The following is a 22,286-nucleotide window of genomic DNA, read 5'->3' on the forward strand; positions in this document are numbered from 1 at the left end:
CTCAAGCCTCCAGATTCTTGCCGACGAGGCGCACGAGGAAGATCGCGACGATATTGGCAAGCACGACCGCGACGATGCCGCCCGCCGAAGCGCCGCCGATATCGAACTGCAAGAGCGCCTGCGCATAGACGAGATAGGTGAGGTTGGTGCTGTCGGTGCCGGGTCCGCCATTGGTGGTGACAAGGATTTCGGCGAAGACCGAAAGCAGGAAGATCGTCTGGATCAGGATCACCACGGTGATGGCGCGCGCCATGTGCGGCAGGATGATGTAAATGAATTTCGAGATCGCGCCGGCGCCGTCCATTTCAGCCGCCTCCTTCTGCTCCTCGTCCAGCGACTGCAGCGCCGTCAACAGGATAAGGGTGGCGAAGGGCAGCCATTGCCAGGCGACGATGAGGATGACGGAAACCAGCGGCGCGTTCGCCAGCCAGTCGATCGGCTGCAGGCCGAGCGCCTTCGCAAGATGCGCAAACAGGCCGTTGACCGGGTTCATGAACATGTTCTTCCAGACGAGTGCAGCCACTGTCGGCATGACGAAGAACGGCGCGATGACAAGGATGCGCACGATGCCCTGGCCGTACATCGGCTGGTCGAGCAGCAGTGCAAAGGCGATGCCGCCGACGACGGTGACGACAAGAACGCCGGCAACAAGCAGCAGCGTATTGATCAGCGCGGCGATGAAAGCCGGATCGGACAGGAAATATTCGTAGTTCAGCAGGCCGACAAAGCTCTCCATGCCGGGGCTGAGCAGATTGTAGTTCAGCAGTGAGAAATAGATCGTCATCGCGAGCGGGACGATCATCCACGCAAAGAGGAACAGCACGGAGGGCGCAATCATCAGGCGCGCCGCGGAGCGAGTATGTGTTGTTGCCATGGCAATCACCGATCTGATCTGATGCAGGGAGCGGCCGCAAGGCAGCTTTAATCTGGAAAAGAGGCCGCCGATGCGGTTCGGGCAATCGGCGGCCCAGAGGGGCGGATTGTCAAGGATCCGCCTCTTCTCAGGAGGTTTTATTTAATGTAGCCCGCTTTGGTCATCTCCCGGGTTGCCAGTTGCTGTGCGCTCTTCAACGCCTGGTCGACCGAAATCTGGCCGGCAAGGGCTGCCGAGAACTGCTGGCCCACCGCCGTGCCGATGCCCTGGAATTCCGGGATCGCCACGAACTGGACGCCGACATAGGGGACCGGCTTGACGGTCGGCTTGGTCGGATCGGCCGAGTTGATCGAGTCGAGCGTCATCTTGGCGAACGAAGCCGCCTTCTGGTAGTCCGCATTCGCATAGAGCGACTTGCGGGTGCCCGGAGGTGCGTTCAGCCAGCCTTCCTTCTCGGCGACGAGATTGGTGTATTCCTTGCTCGTGGCCCAGGCGACGAACTTCTCGGCAGCTTCGACCTTCTGCGAGCCTGCCGGGACGGCGAGGCTCCAGGCCCAGAGCCAGTTGCCGCGCTTGCCGAGGCCCTTGTCCGGGGCGAGCGCAAAGCCGACCTTATCGGCGACCTGCGACTGCTTCGGATCGGCGACGAAGGAAGCGGCAACCGTTGCGTCGATCCACATGCCGCACTTGCCGGTTTGGAAGAGCGCCAGGTTCTCGTTGAAGCCGTTGGAGGAGGCGCCCGGAGGGCCGGCATCCTTCATCAGCTTGACGTAGAAGTCCAACGTGTCCTTCCACTCGGGCTGATCGAACTGCGGCTTCCACTTCTCGTCGAACCAGCGTGCGCCGAAGGAATTAGACATGGCCGTCAAGAACGCCATGTTCTCGCCCCAGCCGGCCTTTCCACGCAGGCAGATGCCGTAGATTTCCTTGTCCTTGTTGGTAACCTTGCGGGCTGCGTCCGCGATGAAATCCCAGGTCGGGGCGTCGGGCATCTTCAGCCCGGCGGCGTCGAACAGGTCCTTGCGGTACATCACCATCGAGCTTTCGCCGTAGAATGGCGCCGCATAGAGCTTGCCGTCCACGGTCAGGCCGCTGCGGATCGCCGGCAGCAGGTCGTCGACGTCATAATTGGCGCCGAGATTGTCGAGCGGCAGCAGCCAGCCCTGCTTTGCCCAGATCGGAACTTCATAGGTACCGATCGTCAGAACGTCGTACTGGCCGCCCTTGGTCGCGATGTCGGTCGTGACCTTCTGGCGCAGCACGTTTTCTTCGAGGGTGACCCATTCGAGGTCGATGCCGGGATTCTTCGCCTTGAAATCATCCGTCAGCTTCTGCATCCGAATCATGTCGCCGTTGTTGACGGTCGCGATTGTCAGCGTCTCGGCCGAAGCCATGCCGGCAAACGCCAGTGCTGAGCAGGCGCCCAGCAGGAAAGTTCTCAATGTCATATCTTCCTCCCAGAAGATGAGATGTGAGCATTCGCTTTGCTCATGAGCAATTACTCATCAACCCACAAAAAAAGTCAACGACAATCGTTGCTGCGATGCCGAAGGCAGCGGTCTTCCCTTTGATTTAACTATGATATTTTTTGCTCAGCTTGTGAGCAAAAACTCAGCCGTCTCTTCGTCGGTAATCAGAGCGTTGATTTGGTGGCCGATGACCGCGGCTCTGATCGCCTTGTATTTTCGCTTGCCTTTGGCAAGCCCGATGACCATCGAAGCCTCGCGGGACGGGATCGGCGCCGAGGCGACACGCTCGTTGATCGGGTTGTCGAGCAGCTTGCCGTCGACATCGAAGATCCAGCCGCAGATTTCACCGACGGCGCCCCCGCGCATCAGCTCCATCATCTCGTCCTTCTCGAGAAATCCGTCGACGCAGAGCGGCCCGTCGATGCCGAGCTCGCCGATGCCGACGAAGGTGACATCGGCCTGCGCGCTCATGTCGAGCGTCGAGCGCACCAGTTGCTGGCCATGCAGCAGCTCCCGTTCTTCGGCCGAGGTGACGAGCACCGGCAACGGCATCGGATAGTGCCGCGCCTTGACCGCATCCGCCATGCTGAAGATGACGTTGTAATAGGCGGCCGAACCATCTGGCGCGATATTGCCGGTCAACGAGACGATCCGGTGATTGGGACATTCGATCGCCGGAAGCTGGTCGACTGCCGCCTTCAGCGTGCGGCCGGTGCCGACCGCCAGCACGATCGGTTCCGGGCGCTTCAGCCAGCGCTCGATCTCGGCTGCACCCGCCTCGGCAATGCCGACGGTGGTCGATGAAGAACCCGCATCGCTTGGCACCACCTCCACATGTTTCAGCCCGAATTTTCGCCGCAGTTGGTTGGCAAGCTCGAGGCAGGCAGCGATCGGATGATCGAGCCGCACTTTGATCAGACGCTCGGCGACCGCAAGCGACACCAGCCGCTGCGCCGACTGCCGCGAGATGCCCATCGCGGCGGCGATTTCATCCTGCGTGCGTCCGGCGACGTAATAAAGCCAGCCGGCACGGGCTGCATCGTCGAGCCGTGCAGGAGTCTCTGATCTTTTTGCCATCTATTGCCTACCGCGCAAAATGAGCCGGCTTGCCGGCCGGCGTGATGTGAGTCTCTATCGCGCCAGATCAAAACAAAATTCCCGAAAAAGTCGAGCCTGTTGACGCAACCGCTCAGGCGAACCATTGCATGACGAAATATATCGACGCCTTCGCCAGACCGTAGATCACGCCGCCGGCAATGACGAGCGACACGGTCGTCATGATAAAGCCGATGAGCGCGAAGAGCCCGTCACGGCCCATAATGCCGAAAGCGAACACCGAAATGGTGATTGCCGGCAGGATGTTGCCGAGCGGCACCGGCAGAACCAGCACGATCGAAAGCAGCAGGCAGGCGAGACCGGCGAAATATTCCGCCGGCGGTTCAGCGAAGATGGCAAGCCGCGGCTTCAGCATGCGCTCCGCCCAAGCGAGCCAGCGGTGGATACGTCCGACGATGGCCTCGAAGTCTTCACGCCGCATCGAACGGTTTGCGATCGCCTTCGGCAGCCAGGGTTTGAGCCCGAAAGTCAGTTGCACCGCCAGAAAAACCAGCGGCGCGCCGAGCACGGCCGAGGTGCCGGGCGGGGTGGGAAAGGCGTTCGGCAGCGCGAAGATCAGCATGAGCGCGCTGATCGCCCTGTCACCCATCGTCTCGAACAGATCGCCGATCGAAATCCACTCCCGGCTTCGGTCGCCTGCCAGCTGCCGCAGGACCGCTGAGAGGCGGGGGCCTTTGGGACGTGGCGGACGGGGTCTTCTGCGTCTGTTGGAATCGGCGTTTTCGATGGTCATGATACCGGTAGATGATAGAAGTGCAGGGTCCGACTTTGGCCGCGCAATATGCCAATTGAATGACTTAAGGGACAGGAAACCCAAGAGAAGACCCGCCGACGGCTATTTACGTTCGACCCATCGCTCCTTTGCGCCGCAAGCGCGTGGCAGGCGGATGCATGAAGGCTTGTAATTCCCCGTCAACAGTGCGAGCAGACGCTGAAGGCCAGAGAAACGGCAGGCAGGCAATGATTATTTCATTCGACATCGGCGGCTCCGCCATCAAGGGCGGCATTGCCCGCTCCGAGACAGACATCGTCCCCCTCGGCCGCCGTCCGACGCCGAAGGACGATTTTGCCGCTTTCGTCGAGACCCTTCGCGACATCATCGCCGAAATCGACGAACAGCCGAGCCGCATTGCCCTGTCGATCGCCGGCGTCGTCGATCCCGATACCCAGCGGCTTACCTGCGCCAACATTCCCTGCATCCACGGCCGCGCGCTTGCAGCCGACCTCGAAACTGAACTTGCTCTGCCTGTTTTGATCGCCAATGATGCTGACTGTTTCGCCATGGCTGAAGCCGGTCTCGGCGCCGGCCGCGGCCATCGTATCGTCTTTGGCGCTATCCTCGGCACCGGCGTCGGTGGCGGCCTGGTCGCCGATGGGCGCCTCGTCAACGAGGCCGGAGGCTTTGCCGGCGAATGGGGTCATGGCCCGATCATCGCATCGGCGGCCGGCAATCCGCCCGTCGCTATTCCCGCCTATGCCTGCGGCTGCGGCCAGAAAGGCTGTGTCGACACCGTCGGCGGCGCCCGCGGGCTGGAGCGCCTGCACAAGACGGTGCATGATCTCGACCTTGCGAGCGAAGAGATCATCGATCAATGGCGGCGCGGCGAGAAGAAGGCGACGCGCACCATCGACGTCTATGTCGATCTCGTCGCCTCGCCGCTCGCCCTGACGATCAACATCACCGGCGCCACCATCGTGCCCGTCGGCGGCGGGCTTTCCAATGTCGCGCCGCTGCTGGCCAAGCTCGACCAGGCAGTGCGTACCCGCACCCTGCGCAAGTTCTACCGGCCGCTGGTGGTGCCGAGCGAATGCCGCATCGAACCGGGCCTGATCGGCGCAGCGCTGCTGGGACTGAAAGCCGATGCCGATGCATCCTAGAGCTTTTCCGGGTTAGCTTAAAGCATTCTGCCGGAGCAGGTTTTCGTCAGGGTAGAGGCGATTGGCGATGGGCATACCTCCAGGTACGTCCGAGCCGATCGCCTCTGATCCTGGCGGAAAGATGCCCGGCCCACCGGCCGCACCGCTTCGCCGTGGCGAAGCGATCAGTGCGTCCGGCGATTTCTAAGTCTTGCAGATTTGCCGGGCAAATCTGCGGGAGGGTTGGCTGAAACGGGCCGGCTGATCGACCGGCCGGCTTGGCCGTAGAGCTGGGCTACGACGCGCGCCGGCCGATCGACCATCCGACTCCGTTTGAGCCAACAGAATGCTTCAATCTAACCCGGAAAAGCTCTAAAGCACCGGCCACATCCGCACGATCGCTGCGAACCGGTTCCAGTCTTTGCGTTCCAATGGGGTCCATGCGGCTTCGGCGACTGCAGGAAGGCGCGGGAAGACCAGCCGATTGAAGTAGGCGCGAGAAAGGAAATTTTCGGTCCAGATGCAAGCCTGAACCCCACGCACTCTGTCCCGTAGCGCTTCTGACAACTCGTCTTCGGCCTCGTAAGCATAGGTATATTCCGGCGGTGCGTGGCCCGCCCAGCTCGCGCCCGGCTCGTCCCAGGCTTCCGCCTGCGCCATGTCGAGATAATAGGCCTGGCCCGGCGTCATCACCACATCGTAACCTTGCTGCGCCAGCGCGATGCCGACAGCGGGCTTCTCCCAGGCCATCAGCAAAGTGCCGTCGCGGTCGACGCCGCCACCATGCGAGACTTCGTTCCAGCCGGCGAGCTTCTTGCCGTGCGCCGACAACATGGTTTTGATCCGTTTCAGGAAATAGGATTGCAGCTCGGCCGTGCCGGCAATTTTCTCCCGCTCCATCAATGCCTTGCAAAGCGGCGACGAAAGCCAGGCGCCGCTTGCCACCTCGTCGCCGCCGATATGAATATATTCACCGGGGAACAGCGTGACCATCTCGTCGAACACGTTGCTGAGAAATTCATAGGTGAATTCGATCGCGGGGTTGAGGGCATTGTTGGCATAACCCTGCACGGCGCGATAGCTGTCCGGCGCCTCCTGCCCGTCGACGAGCTCGGGCAGTGACAACAGCGTCGCGGTGCTATGGCCTGGAACATCGATTTCCGGCACCACCTCGATATGCAGAGAGGCGGCATGGGCGACGATTCGCCTGACATCCTCCTGCGTGTAATGGCCGGAGCGCGGTTCCGCCCCGTCACCAAGCTGCGGCACGAGCACCTCGTCCGGGCCACGCCGCGCCCCGATTTCCGTAAGCTGAGGATAGGCCTTGATCTCCAGCCGCCAGGCTTCGTCGTCGGTCAGGTGCCAATGGAAAATATTGAGCTTGTTCCAGGCGAGGATATCGATCAGCCGCATAACATCAGCCACCGGGTAGAACTGCCTGGCCACATCGAGATGGCAGCCGCGCCAGTCATAACGAGGCTGGTCAGCGATCGTGCCGAAATTAGGAAATCTGAAACTCTCCCGATTGGCACGCGCGCCGTGCATGATTTGCGCCAGACTGATCAGGCCATAGTGCCGACCCGTCGCATCCGCGCTGGAAAGCACGACCTCATGCGCGGTAAATCGTATTTCATAGGCGAGCGCAGCGATCGATGATTCGGTGACGAAGCGAATAGCGCGCCCGCCCTTTACGGCGCAGAGCGAGAACAACAGATTTTCAGCCGGATAGAGCCGCTGGTAAAGGGAAAGAACCAGAGACAACGCTTTGACCGCTTCAGGTCGTGTGCCCTCGGCCGGATAAAGAACGACCGGCAGCTCTCCCGCCTTCACCGCGAGCGCCAGCGGCCAGGGCAGCAGTGAATAGGGCTCCTCTACCCGGCCGGGCGGCAGAAGCGGCGGCGCAATGCCGCCATCCCGGCCTTCGAGCATCAGATCGCCGAAACCGACAGGAACATGGCGCCCGTCGCCAAGTGTCAGATAGGCCGATTTGACCCCTGATGTCACATGTTTCGGCTCTCGGGTCAGCCCCTCGACGGTGAACCGCCAGTGGCCGCCCGGCGGCACACTCAGCCCGTCGGGCGGCCGGACTTCATGGAGATGTGCGACTTGTCGCTTCAGGCTGCCGCCAGCGCAGACGTGTTTGTCGGCAAGCCGCGTTTCCGACGTATAGGCGAGCGAGAAACCGGAAAGCGGCTCGGCCGAAAGATTGAAGAGGGTGAAGGTCAAGCGCCCGAAACTGCTTTCGACCGGGCGCCAGCTTGTTTCCAGACGATAGTCTGGCCATGGTCGCGCCTCCGCTGTCAATGGGCGGCCGGGATTACGGCTCGCGCCCCGGCATGCTTTCAAAAGCTTAGCTTTTTCGAGGCAGCAATGAAATCGGCGCGAGTCGAGACGGACCGGGCAGTGATGAGAATGTGAGATTGCGACCTGCAAGGAAAACGGCGCGGCTTTCGCCGCGCCGTCCTCACTCGGCTGCCAACGCCGGCGGATGTCTGTCATCCGCCTCTTCCTGGATGGCGTCGGCATCCCGGCCTGGCTCGTCCTTTGCCTTCGGCTCGCGGCCGAAGAAAAGGGCGTAACCGGCGGGCAGAACCAGAATGGTGAGCACTGTCGCAACGAGGATGCCGCCCATCATCGCGTAAGCGAGCGGACCCCAGAAGACGCCGCGCGAGATCGGGATCAGCGCCAGCACGGCGGTCAGCGCCGTCAGCATGATCGGCCGGAAACGCCGCACGGCCGCGCCGACGATCGCCTCTTGCCGCTGCATGCCGGCCTTGATGTCCTGGTCGATCTGATCGACCAGGATGATCGAGTTGCGCATGATGATGCCGAGTAGCGCGATGACGCCGAGGATCGCTACGAAGCCAAAGGGTGCACCGCTGATCAGCAGTGCGGCCGCAGCACCGATGATGCCGAGCGGCCCGGTGGCGAGCACGAGCATCGCCTTGCCGAAATGCTGCAGCTGCACCATCAAGAGCACGATGATGACGGCGAGCATGATCGGCGCCTTGGCGGCGATCGACATCTGGCTTTCCGCCGCATCCTCGGCGCCGCCCTGGATCTCGACATTGTAGCCGGCCGGCAGGCTGTCACGCAGGTCCTTCATGTCGGCATACATTTTCATGACCACGTCGTTCGGCTGGACGCCGTCGGGTAGCGTCGCCCGTATGGTGATGGTCGGCAGCCTGTCGCGCCGCCATTCGATGCCCTGCTCCATCACGGGCACGACCTTGGCGACCTGCGAGACCGGCACGAAGCCGCCGAAATCCGTCGGGACATAGACCGAATTGACTGCGGAAAGCAGCGAACGGTTGGCATCCGGCTCGCGGGCAACGATCGAAACCGTCTCCTCGCCGTCACGGAAATCGTCGAGCGGCGCGCCCGACATGGCGGTCTGCAGCACCTGCCGCACCCGCTGCGAGGTGACGCCGAGTGCCCGGGCACGGTCCTGGTCGATCACCAGCTTCATCGCCGGCACCTGTTCCAGCCAGTCGTCATGGATGGCACCGAGCATCGGATTGGCCTCGAAGCGCGCCTTCACCTGGTCGGCGATTGCTCGCACTTCCTTGCGGTCCGGCCCCATGACGCGCATCTGCACGGGCCAGCCGGTCGGTGGCCCGAGGAACAGCCGGTCGACCTTGCCGCGGATGGATGGGAAATCTTCCGCGAGAATCCTGCGCAGCTTGATGATCAGCCTTTCGCGCGCCGGTTCTTCATTGGCCATAACGAGGAGCTGAGCGAAATTCGGGTTGCGCAGCTGCTGGTCGAGCGGCAGGAAGAAGCGCGGCGCGCCTTCGCCGATATAGGTGGCGATGAAGCGCTTGTCGGGATCGTCCATCATCTTGGCTTCCAGCGCCTTGGCCTGCGTCTCGACTTCCTTAATGCTGGTGCCCTCGGGCAGCCAGAGATCGACGAGGATTTCCGGCCGCGACGATTGCGGGAAGAAATTCTGCGGAATGAACTGGAAGGCCCAGAGGCTGGTGACGAAAGTGCCGAGCGTCAAGAGCAGCACGATGACACGATGGCGAACCGCCCAGCCGACCGTGCCGCGCAGCCGGCGATAGAAGCGCGTGTCGAAGGCGTCGTGATGCTCGCCGGCGTGATGGCGCTGCTTGAGGATCATGTAGCCGAGCCACGGCGTGAAATAGACCGCGACAAACCACGAGGTCACCAGCGCGATGCCGACGACATAAAACAGCGAACGCACATATTCGCCGGCCGTCGAGGCGGCAAAGCCGACCGGAATGAAGCCGGCCGTGGTGATCAGCGTGCCGGTCAGCATCGGGAAGGCGGTCGAGGAATAGGCGAAGCTCGCCGCCTCGACTTTGACCAGCCCCTCCTCGAGCTTTCGCTCCATCATCTCGACGACGATCATCGCATCGTCGACGAGCAGGCCGAGCGCGATGATCAGCGCGCCGAGCGAGATGCGCTGCAGGTCAATGCCGAGTTCGTACATCAGCGCGAAAGTGGCGGCGAGCACCAGCGGAATGGCAATGGCGATGACGAGGCCCGAGCGCCATCCGATCGAGAGGAACGAGACGACAAGCACGATGACGAGTGCTTCGCCGAGCGCGTGCATGAATTCGCTGATCGCATCCGTCACCACGTCGGGCTGGTTAGCGATCTGGTCGACGGCGACGCCGTAAGGCAGCGCCTCCTCGAAGCGCTGGTAGGTCGCCTCCACGCCCTTGCCGACATCGGTGACATTGAAGCCCTTGGCCATGACGACGCCGACCTGGACGCTGTCATGGCCGTTGAAGCGGTACTTGCGCTGATAGGGATCCTCCAGGCCGGAGCTGACGGTGGCAATATCGCCGAGGCGCGTCACCTGGCCGCCGGCGCGAAGGCGCAGCTCACGGATATCGGCCGCCTTCTTGACGTCGCCTTCGACGGAGATGCGCACCGAGCGCAGGCCGGTATCGACGGAGCCGGCCGGATCGACATTGTTCTGGCCCTTGACGGCGTTCTGCAGGTCGAGGATCGTCAGGCCGCGCTCGGCTAGCGCCTTGGACGATACGTCGATATAGATCTTCTCCGGTTGGTCGCCGATGATGACAGCCTTCTCGACGCCCGGCGTCGTCAGGAGCATGTCGCGCGCCTGGATCGCGAATTTCTTCAGTTCCGGATAAGAATAACCATCGCCGCTGATCGAGTGCAGCGTGATAAAGGTATCGCCGAATTCGTCATTGAAATACGGGCCGAGCAGACCCTGTGGCAGCTCGCTGGAGATGTCGCCGACCTTCTTGCGCACCTGGTAGAAGGCATCAGCCACGTCCTTCGAATTCGTGTCGCCCTTGACTTGCAGGGTGATGATCGCGCTGCCGGCCCGCGTATAGGACTTCACCCAGTCGATATGCGGCGTTTCCTGCAGCTTGCGCTCGATCTTGTTGACGACTTGGTCTTCCATCTCCTGGATGGAAGCGCCCGGCCAGATCGCCTGCACGACCATGACGCGGAAGGTGAATTCCGGATCCTCGCGCTGGCCCATGCGCATCAGGCCGAACACGCCGGTGATGATGATCAGGCCGAAGAGGAAGCGGGCAATGCTCGGATGGCCGATCGCCCAGCGCGACAGATTGAAGGGCCGCTTTTCGGTGGTGATGGCGTCCATGGTTTTCTTCCCTTTTGCGACGCGATCAGCGGACCGTCTGGTCCGTGGCGGCCAGCGCCGACTGCTGGTCCGGCACCTTCACCTTCAGATTTTCGCTCATGAATTGCGTGCCGGCGGCAACGACGAGATCGCCGGTATCGAGACCCTCGGTCACGTGCACGCCGTCGCCGGTGAAATCGGCGACCTTGATATCGCGGCCATGCACGGTTGCTGTGTCGCGGTCGACGGTCCAAACCATCTGCTTGCCGTCCTTTTCAGCGAGTGCGCTGAGCGGGATCGAAACGTAGCTGTTGCCGTTGGTGATATCGGCCTCGATCGTCGCCGTCATTCCGAGAAGCACGCGCGGATCGTTCGGCAGGCTCACCCGAACGGCAAAGGTGCGCGACTGCTGGTCGGCACTGCCGGAGACTTCACGCACCTTGCCGTCGAGCACGAGCTTGTCGTCGGCCCAGAAGCTTGACTTGACCGTCTTGCCGGGCTTGAATTCGGCGATGTCGTTTTCCGGAACGGCGATCTGCACTTCCTTCTCGCCATCGACGGCAACGGTGACGACGGCGGCGCCGGCACCGACGACCTGGCCGATATCGGCATTGATTGCGGTCACGATGCCGTTCTGGCCTGCCTTGAGCTCGGTATAGCTTACCTGGTTCTTCGCCTGGTCGAGCGCGGAGCGCGCGGCATCGCGCTGCGAGATCGCCTGGTCATGGCTGAGCGCGGCCTGCTCGAGCTGCGACTTCGGTGCGACGCTTTTGTCGAACAGCTGCTCGGCGCGCTTGTTGGCGAGATCGGCAGTTTCGACGCCTCTTTCCGCCGCGGCGAGATTGGCTTCCGCCGTCTTGACCGCGAGCTGATAGTCCGTGGCGTCGACGCGGGCGAGAACGTCGCCTGGCGTCACCCGGTCACCAATATCGACCAGACGTTCGGTGATCTTGCCGCTGACCCGGAACCCGAGGTTCATCTCCGTGCGCGCCTTGACCGAACCGGAATAGTCGAGCTTCCGCGTGTCGCCGGCCCTGGCGATCTCGACGACCTTCACCGGCCGGATGACCTCTTTAACCTCGGCCTTCTCCTCCGTGCAGGCGGAAAGGCCGATGCCGAGAGCGCCGACGAGCACGAGGCCGGCGGCGGACGGCATGCGGTGGCTGAGGGTCTTGAGCGAAAACATCTTCCGCACTCCTGGATCGTTTTTGGGGATCGACGGCGGCTGCCGTCCGTTATTTCTTCAGCGCCCTGATCACATAATCGATCAGTTCGTCGACGCTCGCGCGGTTGGTTTTGGCAAGACATTGCGCCACCATCTGCGGGTGGCAGAGATTGATCGTCGCCGCGCCGAAGCAACGTGACGCGACAACCGGGTCCTGCTCGGCAAACTCACCGGCCGCGATCCCTTCTGCAATGATTTCGGCAATCAGATCATGGACGCGGTCGATATGTTTCTCGATGACGTGCCAGTCGCGTTCGATCGCGACGATGATCATCTCGTGCACCTTCATCTCGTCGAGCATCAGATCGAGCGTCAACTGATGCTGGGTCTTGACATAACGGCGCAGCCGCTCGCTGGCGCTGACCGGTTGGTGGCGGATGTCGTATGCGATCTGGTAAGCGGTCGCGAGCATGCGACCGCAGAGCGCCTGGTGGATCTCCACCTTTGAAGCGAAGAACCGATAGATATTGGCCGGCGACATGCCGAGATCGCGGGCTATGTCGGCCACCGTCGTCTTGCTGTAGCCATAGTGGCGAAAGAGCCGCTCGGCCGCATCGAGAATGCGCGTCACATTCTCCTGCCGGGTGACGTCGAGCGTATTTTCCGTGATTTCGTTCATGGTTTCTGGAATCCGAATTACGACTGACGATTTTTGAATTTCGTCAGTCGTAAAATATCAGCCGTCATCTGTCAAGATAGAAACGGGAATGGGGCGCGAACCGCTCCGCTATCAGAGCAGCGCGGCGCATTATCCATAACGAAGTTTCGAAAGGGTGACCACCAGCCCCGGGGAAATGGGAGAGTGCCGCGACTGTTGAGCGCGGCACCTCGTCGGTGGCAGAGGGATTAGGCGAGCTTGACGTCGAGCGTGATCGGAACGGCGGCGAGCGCCTTGGAAATCGGGCAGCCGGCCTTCGCCTTATTGGCGAGTTCGGTGAAGGTTGCCTCATCCGCACCCGGAATGCGGCCGGAAAGCGAAAGATGGATAGCAGTGACGGCGAAGCCACCCTCGACACTTTCGAGCGTCACCTTGGCCGAGGTTTCCATATGTTCGGCTGTGAAGCCGGCTTCACCGAGGATCAGCGACAGCGCCATGGTGAAGCAGCCGGCATGGGCGGCGCCGATCAATTCTTCCGGATTGGTGCCGGGAATGCCTTCGAAGCGGCTGGCAAAGCCGTAGGGATAGTCTGTCAGGGCACCGCTCTGAGTCGAGATCAAGCCCTTGCCGTCCTTGAGGCCGCCGCTCCAATGAGCCGAAGCCGTGCGATTGATCTGCATGCCGTCCTCCTTGTTTCGATGGTTTTCAGGAAGCGGCAGGGCGCCGCTCCATGCCTGCGGGAGATTGGATAGCCTCCCCGTGGGACAATATAATGCTCTATCCTGAGAAGACGACAGGCTCTTAAAAATCGGCGGACAAAGCCTTTCAGGCGGAATGCTGCAGCACACTGAGGCCGCCATCGATCGTCAGGCAGGTCGCGTTCATGAACGGGCACTCGTCGGAGATCATGAACACCGCCGCCATGGCGATCTCTTCCGGCGTTGCGATCCGCCCGCCGGGATGCAGCTTCATCGTCCCGGCTTTGGCGGCCTCCGGATCGGGGAAGCTGTTCCAGTAATCGATCACCTTCTGCGTCGAGACATAGCCCGGCGCCAGAGCGTTGACGCGGATATTGCGGGGCGCGTACTCCAGGCCCAGGGATTTCGTCATGCCGAGCAGCGCATGCTTCGCCAGCGGATAGGGAAACGTGTGCGGAATGATCGTGAAGGCGTGCGTGGAGGCGATGTTGAGGATGACGCCGCCGCCGCGCTCGATAAACCCCGGCAGCACCGCCTTGCAGCAATTCCAGGCTCCCTTGAGGTTGATGTCGAAGCAGCGGTTCCATTCGTCGTCGGTCGTCGCGAGCGGCTCGGCGAAAACATTGACGCCGGCATTGTTGACGAGCGCGTTCAGCGGACCGATCTCCTCATTCGCCTCGGCAACCACCCGCGTGATCGTTCCGGCATCGGTTATATCGGCTGGCAGATAACCGACGCGGGCGCCGATGCTCGCGAGATCCGTCGCCGCCCGAGCCAGCACCGCCGCATCACGGTCAACGAGATAGACGGCCGCATTTTCGCTGATGAATGCCTTCGCGATCGCAAGGCCGATACCTTGCGCAGCGCCCGTTATCAGGATGTTCTTGCCCTGTAGGCGGTTGCTCATCATCTTCCCTCCGGTTGAACCGGCAGCGCCGACAGCTCGATCGTAACCTTGCCGGAAAGAACCTCACCTGGCGAAAGCGGTATGAGGCCTCCGAGGTGAGGCAGGTGATGGCCATTCGGCAGATGGCTCATCGGTTCGAGGCAGAAGAAATCCGTGCGGTCGGTCCGCATATACAGCATGAACTGGCCGAGCGTGGCATCGGCTTCCAGCGCCGCCTGAATTGAAAGCTCCGGCCAGGCGATCGCCGCTCGCCCGTCCCATCCCTCGAAGGCATTGTTCATCCACAGCCGCGGCAGCGGCTTGCCGGAGCTGAAATCGAAATCGTCAGGGACCGGGCCGGGTTCTCCGGGCAGATGGTCGTGCCGCTCGCTCCAGAACCGGTCGGCGACAATCGTCAATCGCGTTTCCGGAGTCCTCACGAAGAAGGGATGCTGACCCAGGCCGAAGGGCAGATCCGCCTCACCGCGGTTCTCCACGGAGAGCGCCAGCGTCAAGCGATTGCCGGCCAGATGGACTTCCTGCCGGGCGAGATAGGCGTAGGGCGAAATGCCGTCGGCATCACGCGAAAAGCTGAACTGCATATGCTCGGGGCTCGATTCCTCCAGCTGCCAAAGACTGATCCAGCCATCGCCGTGCAGGTAGAGAGGATCGTGGCAATTTCGCTGGAAGGCATAGTCGCGTCCGCCGAAGGACATGGCGTTGCCTTCCACCCGGTTGCCGAACGGCACCATGGGAAAATTCGCGAATTTTCCGCCTGGGCCGCCGGCTGGAAGGAGAAAGGGCTTGCCCCGAAACGTTGCGGCGGTGACGGCAGCGCCCCGGCGGCTGATCCTGACTGAGAGGTCGCCGTGGCTCAGCCCAATTTCATCTCCGCCATGTCCGTTGTTCATCCACGTCGTCCCGCGGCTGAAGACCGCAAATTGTCGAGCAGCACCGCGATCAGCAGGATCAGCCCGCGCACGACATACTGATAGAATGCCTGGATATTGAGGAGATTCATAACGTTTTCGGCAATGCCCATGATCAGCACCCCGACGATGACGCCGCTCATCGCCGCCCGGCCGCCGGCGAGCGAAACCCCGCCGAGAACGCAGGCCGAAATCACCGAGAGCTCGAGCCCCGTTGCCGCGTTCGGCTGGCCGGAGGTGATGCGGGAGGCAAGCAGGATGCCGGCAATGCCGCAGACGAGACCCTGCAGCGCAAAGATCCAGACGCGCATGTTAACGACATTGACGCCCGCAAGCCGCGACGCCTCGGGATTGCCGCCGATCGCCAGCGTATTTTTGCCGAAGACGGTGCGGTTGAGGACGAAACCGAAGACGAAGAAGAGGATCAGCATGATCCAGATCGGTGTCGGCACGGTCAGGAAGCGCGACAGGGCAAGCTGATAGAAGGCTGGATCGTTGATGCCGACGGCACGGCCATCCGAGGCGATCAGCGCCAGCCCGCGCACGATCTGCATCGTCGCAAGCGTGGTAATCAGCGCATTGATGCGAAAGCGGGCGATGACGATCCCATTGACGAAGCCGACGACGGCGCCGCACAGCAGGGCGGCGAGCAATCCGAGCGGGATCGAGCCCGTCGCGTTCGAGACCATCACGGCGATCATGCCGGAGAAGGCGACGATCGATCCGACCGAAAGATCGAAATCGCGCGATGCCAGGCAGAACATCATCGTGCAGGCGACGATGCCGATCGTCACGACCGATTGCAGGAGCCCCAGCATGTTCCGCTCGGTCAGGAAGTTCGGAACGAAGAGCGAGACGATCACGAAGGCGGCGGCGAAAATCACCACCAGCCCCTGTTCGCCGAGAAGAGTTTTTTTCAAGGCATTCATTGTCCGTATTCCTGATCTTAAATGCTGCCGGCGGCATTCTTGTCGGGCAGTGCCGCCGTCAGGATGCTGCGCTCGTCGAAATCCGGCCGGGCGACATTGGCCGCCACCCTGCCCTGGCACATCACAATGATGCGATCGCAAATGCCCATCACTTCGGGCAACTCGCTTGATATCACCACGATCGCCACGCCGCCGGCCGCCAACTCATAAAGGATGTCGTAGATTTCCGACTTCGCCCCGACATCTATACCGCGGGTCGGCTCGTCGATGACGAGAACCTTGATGCCCTGCTCGGAGAGCCAGCGCCCGAGGATGACCTTCTGCTGATTGCCGCCCGAGAGGTTGACGATGTCCTGTCGGCGCGACGGCGTGCGCACCCGAAGCTTGGCAATGAACCGGTCTGCCTGTGCTGCCTCCGTCTTCGGCTTCAGGATGCCGAAGCGCGAAAAGTGGCGGCGTGAGGAAATCGCGATATTCTCTTCGATCGACCGACCTTGGACGATGCCGTCGAACTTGCGATCCTCGGGGCAGAGCACCATGCCGGCCTTGATCGCCACCTTCGGATTGTTGGGCGAGACGGCAACGCCGTCGATCGTGACCTCGCCCCTATGCCTGGCATCGGCGCCGTAAAGCAGCCGGGCCATCTCGCTGCGGCCAGCCCCGATCAGCCCGAAGAAGCCGAGAATTTCGCCCTGGCGCACGGAAAAGCTGATCGGAGTGTGCAGCCTCGGCCCGGATAGGCCCTTGACCTCCAGCCTGTTGTCGCCGAGCGCGCGTTCGCGCCATCCCCAGACATTGCTGATCTCGCGCCCCACCATTTCCGAAATGATCTGTTCGCGCGTCGTCTCCGCGATTTTCGGGTGATGGGCGGCAAGCTTGCCGTCGCGCAGCACCGTCAGGCTGTCGCAGAGTCGAAAAATCTCATCGAGACGATGCGAGACATAAAGGATGACCGCTCCCCTCGCCTTCAGCCGGGCGATAAGCGAAAACAGGATTTCGCTTTCACGCGAGGAAAGCGAGGAGGTCGGCTCATCGAGCGCAATCACCCGCGCGTCGAGCATGACGGCCTTGGCGATCTCGATCATCTGACGCGCGCCGATCGACAGCGAGCTGACCTTGGTCGAAGGATCGACGTCGATGCCGATCTCCTCGAGCTTCGCGCGTACCGTTTCTATCAGCGTCTTCAAATGGATGATGCCGCCCTTGGCCGGAAAGCGTCCGAGCCAGAGGTTTTCGGCAACCGTCAACTCCGGAACGAGCTGCAGTTCCTGGTGGATGACGACGATCCCGGCATGGAAGGCGTCGCGCACCGAGGTGTATTTCTGCTCTTCGCCATCGATGAAGATGTTACCGCCATCGGCGGCCTGATCGCCGGAAAGCACGCGGATCAGCGTTGATTTGCCGGCACCGTTTTCGCCCATAAGACCGTGAACAACGCCCTTCTCGACGGTGAAGGAAACATTGGCCAGCGCCTGCACGCCGGGATAACCTTTGGAGACATTGTTGAATTCGAGGAAAGCCATCGCCGCTCCGCCGGGTAGGATCCGGCAGCACGTTCAACGGCCACCGGATTTTCATCATCCGGAGATGATCACTCGATGCCAAGATCCTTGCGGACCGTCTCGTAATCGCCGCGCAGCGCCAGCGAACCGGAGGTCAGCGTCAGCTTTTCCGGCTCCTTGCCGTTGGCGATCCAGTCGTACATGTTGAGCGCCGTTTCATAGCCATGGCGCTTCGGCGAGATGATGACGGTGCCGAAGAAGCCCGTCGCGGCCGGCTTCTTGAATTCGTTGATCGCCGATTCCGCCCCGCCGATGCCGACGCCGATGATGTTGGTCGCCGGAATGCCGACGGATTCGGAGGCACGGACGGCGCCGAGGACGGCTTCGTCGTTGAGGCCGAAAGCGACCCAGTATTTCACGTCGGCATGTTTGTTGAGAACCGTGGTCGCGGCATTGAGCGCCGCTTCCGTATCGGTCTTCGCCTGCGGCGCATCATAAATGTTCTCGGCCGGGAAGCCGGCGGACTTCAGCACCGAAATCGCACCTTCGACGCGGTCGACGGCGGTCGGCAGTTGATCGTAGGAAATGCGGATCGCGCCGACATTCTTCATGTCCCAGCCACGCTTCTTGATTTCGTCGACGATGGCCTGTCCGACGGTCTCGCCGATCTTGGCGGCCGAAATGCCCATGTGCGGCACGTCTTCCAGCGGCTTGCCGGCGGCGCTGACGAGGCGGTCGTCGACCGTCATCAGCTTCAGCTGGTTGGCTTCCGCCTTAGCGACGATGCCGGGACCGAGCTTGACGTCGGGCGTGCAGATGATGAAACCCTGTGCGCCCTGCGCGCCGAGATTGTCGATCGCCGACTGAACCTTCTCGCCGTCTTCAGCGCCGATCTTGACGACCGTGAAGCCTTTTTCCTTGGCGGCCTGGTCGGCGAATTTCCATTCGTCCTGAAACCAGGGCTCTTCCGGCTGCTTGACGATGAAACCGATCTTGACGTCTGCGGAAAATGCCGAGCCGGCTGTCAGAATGGCGAAAGTGCCAGCCAGAATAGCTGCTTTGAACAAGCGCATGTCTCTCTCCCTAAACTTCGAAATCGAGCAACTGCCTCCCAGGCAGCGTCTAATGAGTTATGTTAAATCATCATACCAGTCAATTGCCAATGTATGATGATTGGAATAATAGGATAGTGACGGGAGCCGGATGGAACGTCGCAAACTGGATCGAATTCGGATAATCAGGTTCGGTTGCAGTCCGGGAGAGAGCGTGGAGAGGTGAAGTTGGAATCGACTGAGGAACAGGGCCGAACGGAAAGCTCCCGCAGCGAACGCCGACCGCGGGTACGCCGCAACGTGACGGCAGCGATCGCTCAGCACATCTGCGCGGACCGCTATCCCTCTGGCTCACCGTTGCCCCGCGAGAACGACCTTTGCGAACTCTACGGCGTCAGCCGCACGGTGATCCGCGAATCATTGAAAGTCTTGGAATCAAAGGGGCTCGTACGCGGCAAGCCAAGGGTCGGAACGACCGTTTGCGATCGGGATGAATGGAACATCCTGGACGCCGAGGTGCTCGACTGGATGGGACCTTACATCAAGGACTTCGACCTTCTCGGCTGCATCCTCGAAGCCCGCCGCACCATTGAACCGGCGGCCGCTGAATATGCCGCCGAACGCGCCAGCGCCCAGGAGATCGCCGATCTCGACAAGGCCTGGCGGCAGATGCGCGACAGCGCTAGTGAACCGGAAAGCTTCACCGACGCCGACGTGATGTTCCATGCGGTGCTGCTCGCCGCCAGCCACAATCAGGTGTTTCGCCGCCTGTCCAGCGCCATCCATGCCGCGCTGAAATATGCGCTGCATGCTTCCAATATCGCCGTCGAAAACCGGGAAGATGCGGTGCTCGTTCACGGCGAGCTGGTAGAGGCATTGCGGATGCGAGACAAGGCCGGCGCCCGCGAATGCGCCAATCGCATGCTCGACCTTGCGGTCCGTGATCTTGCCGCCGCCGAGAAGGCGATCGGAAGGACGAAATGATCAATCGCGAACATCGCTGCCGACGCGCTGCGCCATCGAAAATCCGAGAAGAGACGAAGAGCCACGATGAAGATCACCAAACTCACCACTTATATCGTTCCGCCGCGCTGGCTGTTTCTGAAGGTCGAGACCGATGAGGGCATCGTCGGCTGGGGTGAACCGGTCGTCGAGGGCCGCGCGCTGACGGTCGAGGCCGCCGTCCACGAATTGGAAGATTACCTGATCGGCAAGGACCCCTTCCTGATCGAGGATCATTGGACCGTGATGTATCGCGGCGGTTTCTATCGCGGCGGCGCTGCCCATATGAGCGCGATCTCGGGCATCGACCAGGCGCTCTGGGACATCAAGGGCAAGGCCCTCGGCCAGCCGATCCATTCCCTGCTCGGCGGCCAGTTGCGCGACCGCATCAAGGTTTATTCCTGGATCGGCGGCGACCGTCCCTCTGACGTCGCCAACAATGCCAGGGATGTGGTCGCGCGCGGCTTCAAGGCGATCAAGCTCAACGGCTGCGAGGAAATGCAGATCGTCGACACCAACGAGAAAGTGGAAAGGGCGGTCGAGACTATCGCCGCCATCCGTGAGGCGATCGGCCCGCATATCGGCATCGGTGTCGATTTCCACGGCCGCGTGCACAAGCCGATGGCCAAGGTTCTCGCCAAGGAACTCGAGCCCTACAAGTTGATGTTCATTGAGGAACCGGTGCTTTCCGAAAACAAGGAAGCGCTGCGCGACATCGTCAATCATAGCTCGACACCGATCGCGCTTGGTGAGCGGCTCTATTCGCGCTGGGATTTCAAGCAGGTCCTTTCGGACGGCTATGTCGACATCATCCAGCCGGATCTTTCTCACGCCGGCGGCATCACCGAATGCCGCAAGATAGCGGCGATGGCCGAAGCCTATGACGTGGCCTTGGCGCCGCATTGCCCGCTTGGCCCGATCGCGCTCGCTGCCTGCCTTCAGGTCGATGCCGTCAGCTACAATGCCTTCATCCAGGAACAGAGCCTCGGCATCCATTACAACACCGGCAACGATATCCTGGACTACATCTCCAACAAGGAGGTGTTCCAATATGCCGATGGTTTCGTTTCGATCCCGCAGGGGCCGGGCCTCGGCATCGAGGTCGACGAGGCCTATGTCATCGAGCGCGCCAAGGAAGGCCATCGCTGGCGCAACCCGATCTGGCGGCACGCCGACGGCAGTTTTGCCGAGTGGTGAGAGCATGGAGGGTCGCGCAAGCGGCCCTTTTTCATTCGCAGTGTAGGATATCAACCATCTCCTGCGTCATAATGGAAGCTCAAGAGGAGGTTTCCCATGGCCAAAGCAATCGCAATCATCGTCGCCCGCATCATCTTCAGTTTCATCTTCTTCATGGCCGCCGGCTTCAAATTCGCTGATATCGGAGCCACGGCAAGCTACATTGCTGCCGCCGGCTTCCCAATGGCGACCTTCCTCACCTGGGTCGCAGCCTTGTTCGAGATCGCTTTGGCCCTTGCCTTCATATCCGGCACCTTTTTCACCGAGGCGAGCCTGCTGGCAGGCATCTACGTGATTTTCCTTGCCTTCGCCTTCCACGGACCGTCCCATTGGCAACAGAACCAGGCCGAATTCGGTTTCTTCGTCGATCACTTCACCTTTCTTGCCGGCTTGCTCTTCGCCGCCGTCCACGGGCCGGAGAGATGGGCCTTGCGGCAAACCCTATTTAGATAGTGCGGCCGTCTGCTGCTTCCGGAACCAATAGTCGCGGCGAACATTGGCTATCGGCAGACGTTCAAGGAGGCCGACCATGGAGCTTGAGGGAAAGATCGCATTGGTGACGGGCGCCGGTTCCGGTATCGGCAAAGCGGCCGCGTTAAGGCTCGCTGCCGAGGGAGCAAGGATTGCAGCACTGAGCCGCACCGCCGACGAAGTCGAAAAGACCTGCGCCGAGATCAACGCCGCCGGCGGTCAGTCGATCGCCTTGACGGCCGATACCAGCGACGAAGCGCACATGCGAACCGCAGTGAAGAAGCTGACGGACACCTTCGGCGGCCTCGACATCGTCATAGCCAATGCCGGGATCAACGGGGTTTGGGCGCCGATCGACGATTTGAAACCGGATGAATGGGACAAGACCATCGCCGTCAATCTGCGCGGCACCTATCTGACCCTGCATCTGACGGTGCCCCTTCTGAAGCGCCGCGGCGGTTCGATCGTCGTCGTCTCCTCGATCAACGGCACCCGTACCTTCACGACGCCGGGCGCCACCGCCTACACCGCCACCAAGGCAGGTCAGGTCGCCATGGTCCAGCAGCTTGCCCTTGAGCTTGGCCGCCACGGCATCCGTGTCAATGCCGTCTGCCCCGGCGAGATCGAGACCAATATCAGCGCCAATACCGATAGCCGCCATCGCGAGGAGACCGAGGTTCCGGTGATCTGGCCGCAGGGCGACATCCCGATCGCCGGCGGAAAGGCGGGCAAGAGCGAGGACGTTGCCGAAACCATCCTCTTCCTTGCCTCCGACCGCGCCAGGCACATCACCGGTACACCGATTTGGATCGACGGCGGCCAGGGCCTGTTAAGGTAAGCTTGAAGGGTTCG

Annotated in this window: 19 protein-coding genes; 5 read left to right on the forward strand and 14 right to left on the reverse strand. The window is 61.6% G+C overall.

The features are described 5' to 3' along the window. Position 1 precedes the first annotated feature (1 nt). The 4 genes from RHE_RS18825 to RHE_RS18840 form a co-directional block, all read right to left on the reverse strand. Complete coding sequence (locus RHE_RS18825) at positions 2–874, reverse strand: carbohydrate ABC transporter permease (RefSeq protein ID WP_020922334.1); 873 nt, start codon at positions 872–874, stop codon at positions 2–4. A 137-nt stretch (positions 875–1,011) separates the two neighbouring features. Continuing rightward, positions 1,012–2,322 carry an ABC transporter substrate-binding protein gene (locus tag RHE_RS18830; protein WP_011426894.1) on the reverse strand — a complete coding sequence of 437 codons (1,311 nt, stop codon included), beginning with the start codon at positions 2,320–2,322 and terminating at the stop codon, positions 1,012–1,014. A 144-nt stretch (positions 2,323–2,466) separates the two neighbouring features. After that, the gene (locus tag RHE_RS18835) at positions 2,467–3,420 is read right to left on the reverse strand and encodes a sugar-binding transcriptional regulator (protein WP_011426895.1); all 954 of its coding nucleotides are present in this window, start codon (positions 3,418–3,420) and stop codon (positions 2,467–2,469) included. Positions 3,421–3,532: 112 nt separating this feature from the next. Next, on the reverse strand, positions 3,533–4,111 hold the full coding sequence (locus RHE_RS18840; RefSeq protein ID WP_187331733.1) for an exopolysaccharide biosynthesis protein: 579 nt from the start codon (positions 4,109–4,111) through the stop codon (positions 3,533–3,535). Positions 4,112–4,419: 308 nt separating this feature from the next. Here RHE_RS18840 and RHE_RS18845 point away from each other — a divergent pair, with 308 nt between their 5' ends. Then, positions 4,420–5,337: an ROK family protein gene (locus RHE_RS18845; protein WP_042119040.1), complete on the forward strand. Its 918-nt coding sequence runs from the start codon at positions 4,420–4,422 to the stop codon at positions 5,335–5,337. A gap of 351 nt (positions 5,338–5,688) precedes the next feature. On the opposite strand, the gene RHE_RS18850 is transcribed toward RHE_RS18845, so the two are convergent. The 10 genes from RHE_RS18850 to RHE_RS18895 all read right to left on the reverse strand — a co-directional run bounded on the left by RHE_RS18850 (position 5,689) and on the right by RHE_RS18895 (position 18,746). Further along, positions 5,689–7,620 carry a beta-N-acetylhexosaminidase gene (locus tag RHE_RS18850; RefSeq protein WP_011426898.1) on the reverse strand — a complete coding sequence of 644 codons (1,932 nt, stop codon included), beginning with the start codon at positions 7,618–7,620 and terminating at the stop codon, positions 5,689–5,691. A gap of 160 nt (positions 7,621–7,780) precedes the next feature. Next, positions 7,781–10,927 carry an efflux RND transporter permease subunit gene (locus RHE_RS18855; protein ID WP_011426899.1) on the reverse strand — a complete coding sequence of 1,049 codons (3,147 nt, stop codon included), beginning with the start codon at positions 10,925–10,927 and terminating at the stop codon, positions 7,781–7,783. 25 nt (positions 10,928–10,952) lie between these two features. After that, positions 10,953–12,092: an efflux RND transporter periplasmic adaptor subunit gene (locus RHE_RS18860; RefSeq protein ID WP_011426900.1), complete on the reverse strand. Its 1,140-nt coding sequence runs from the start codon at positions 12,090–12,092 to the stop codon at positions 10,953–10,955. A gap of 49 nt (positions 12,093–12,141) precedes the next feature. Beyond that, positions 12,142–12,750 carry a TetR family transcriptional regulator gene (locus RHE_RS18865; protein WP_011426901.1) on the reverse strand — a complete coding sequence of 203 codons (609 nt, stop codon included), beginning with the start codon at positions 12,748–12,750 and terminating at the stop codon, positions 12,142–12,144. Positions 12,751–12,977: 227 nt separating this feature from the next. Then, positions 12,978–13,409: an OsmC family protein gene (locus RHE_RS18870; protein WP_011426902.1), complete on the reverse strand. Its 432-nt coding sequence runs from the start codon at positions 13,407–13,409 to the stop codon at positions 12,978–12,980. A 145-nt stretch (positions 13,410–13,554) separates the two neighbouring features. Further along, the gene (locus RHE_RS18875) at positions 13,555–14,334 is read right to left on the reverse strand and encodes an SDR family oxidoreductase (protein ID WP_011426903.1); all 780 of its coding nucleotides are present in this window, start codon (positions 14,332–14,334) and stop codon (positions 13,555–13,557) included. Further along, positions 14,334–15,224: an aldose 1-epimerase gene (locus RHE_RS18880; protein ID WP_011426904.1), complete on the reverse strand. Its 891-nt coding sequence runs from the start codon at positions 15,222–15,224 to the stop codon at positions 14,334–14,336. Before RHE_RS18880 ends, RHE_RS18875 begins: the two co-directional genes overlap by 1 nt. Further along, positions 15,221–16,171 carry an L-arabinose ABC transporter permease AraH gene (araH, locus tag RHE_RS18885; RefSeq protein ID WP_011426905.1) on the reverse strand — a complete coding sequence of 317 codons (951 nt, stop codon included), beginning with the start codon at positions 16,169–16,171 and terminating at the stop codon, positions 15,221–15,223. Before araH ends, RHE_RS18880 begins: the two co-directional genes overlap by 4 nt. A 17-nt stretch (positions 16,172–16,188) precedes the next feature. After that, on the reverse strand, positions 16,189–17,694 hold the full coding sequence (gene araG, locus RHE_RS18890; protein ID WP_011426906.1) for an L-arabinose ABC transporter ATP-binding protein AraG: 1,506 nt from the start codon (positions 17,692–17,694) through the stop codon (positions 16,189–16,191). A 68-nt stretch (positions 17,695–17,762) separates the two neighbouring features. After that, entirely contained in the window at positions 17,763–18,746 is a 984-nt protein-coding gene (locus RHE_RS18895; protein WP_011426907.1) for an arabinose ABC transporter substrate-binding protein, read from the reverse strand. Positions 18,747–18,953: 207 nt separating this feature from the next. On the opposite strand from RHE_RS18895, the gene RHE_RS18900 reads away from it, so the two are divergent. The 4 genes from RHE_RS18900 (at position 18,954) to RHE_RS18915 (ending at position 22,272) form a co-directional block, all read left to right on the forward strand. Further along, positions 18,954–19,709 carry a FadR/GntR family transcriptional regulator gene (locus RHE_RS18900; RefSeq protein WP_041678762.1) on the forward strand — a complete coding sequence of 252 codons (756 nt, stop codon included), beginning with the start codon at positions 18,954–18,956 and terminating at the stop codon, positions 19,707–19,709. Between the two features lie 66 nt (positions 19,710–19,775). Beyond that, on the forward strand, positions 19,776–20,924 hold the full coding sequence (gene dgoD, locus RHE_RS18905; RefSeq protein WP_011426909.1) for a galactonate dehydratase: 1,149 nt from the start codon (positions 19,776–19,778) through the stop codon (positions 20,922–20,924). 96 nt (positions 20,925–21,020) lie between these two features. Further along, entirely contained in the window at positions 21,021–21,416 is a 396-nt protein-coding gene (locus RHE_RS18910) for a DoxX family protein (RefSeq protein WP_011426910.1), read from the forward strand. Positions 21,417–21,492: 76 nt separating this feature from the next. Next, the gene (locus RHE_RS18915) at positions 21,493–22,272 is read left to right on the forward strand and encodes an SDR family oxidoreductase (RefSeq protein ID WP_011426911.1); all 780 of its coding nucleotides are present in this window, start codon (positions 21,493–21,495) and stop codon (positions 22,270–22,272) included. Positions 22,273–22,286: the final 14 nt, after the last annotated feature.

The sequence above is a fragment of the Rhizobium etli CFN 42 genome, from assembly GCF_000092045.1.
Lineage (GTDB): Bacteria > Pseudomonadota > Alphaproteobacteria > Rhizobiales > Rhizobiaceae > Rhizobium > Rhizobium etli.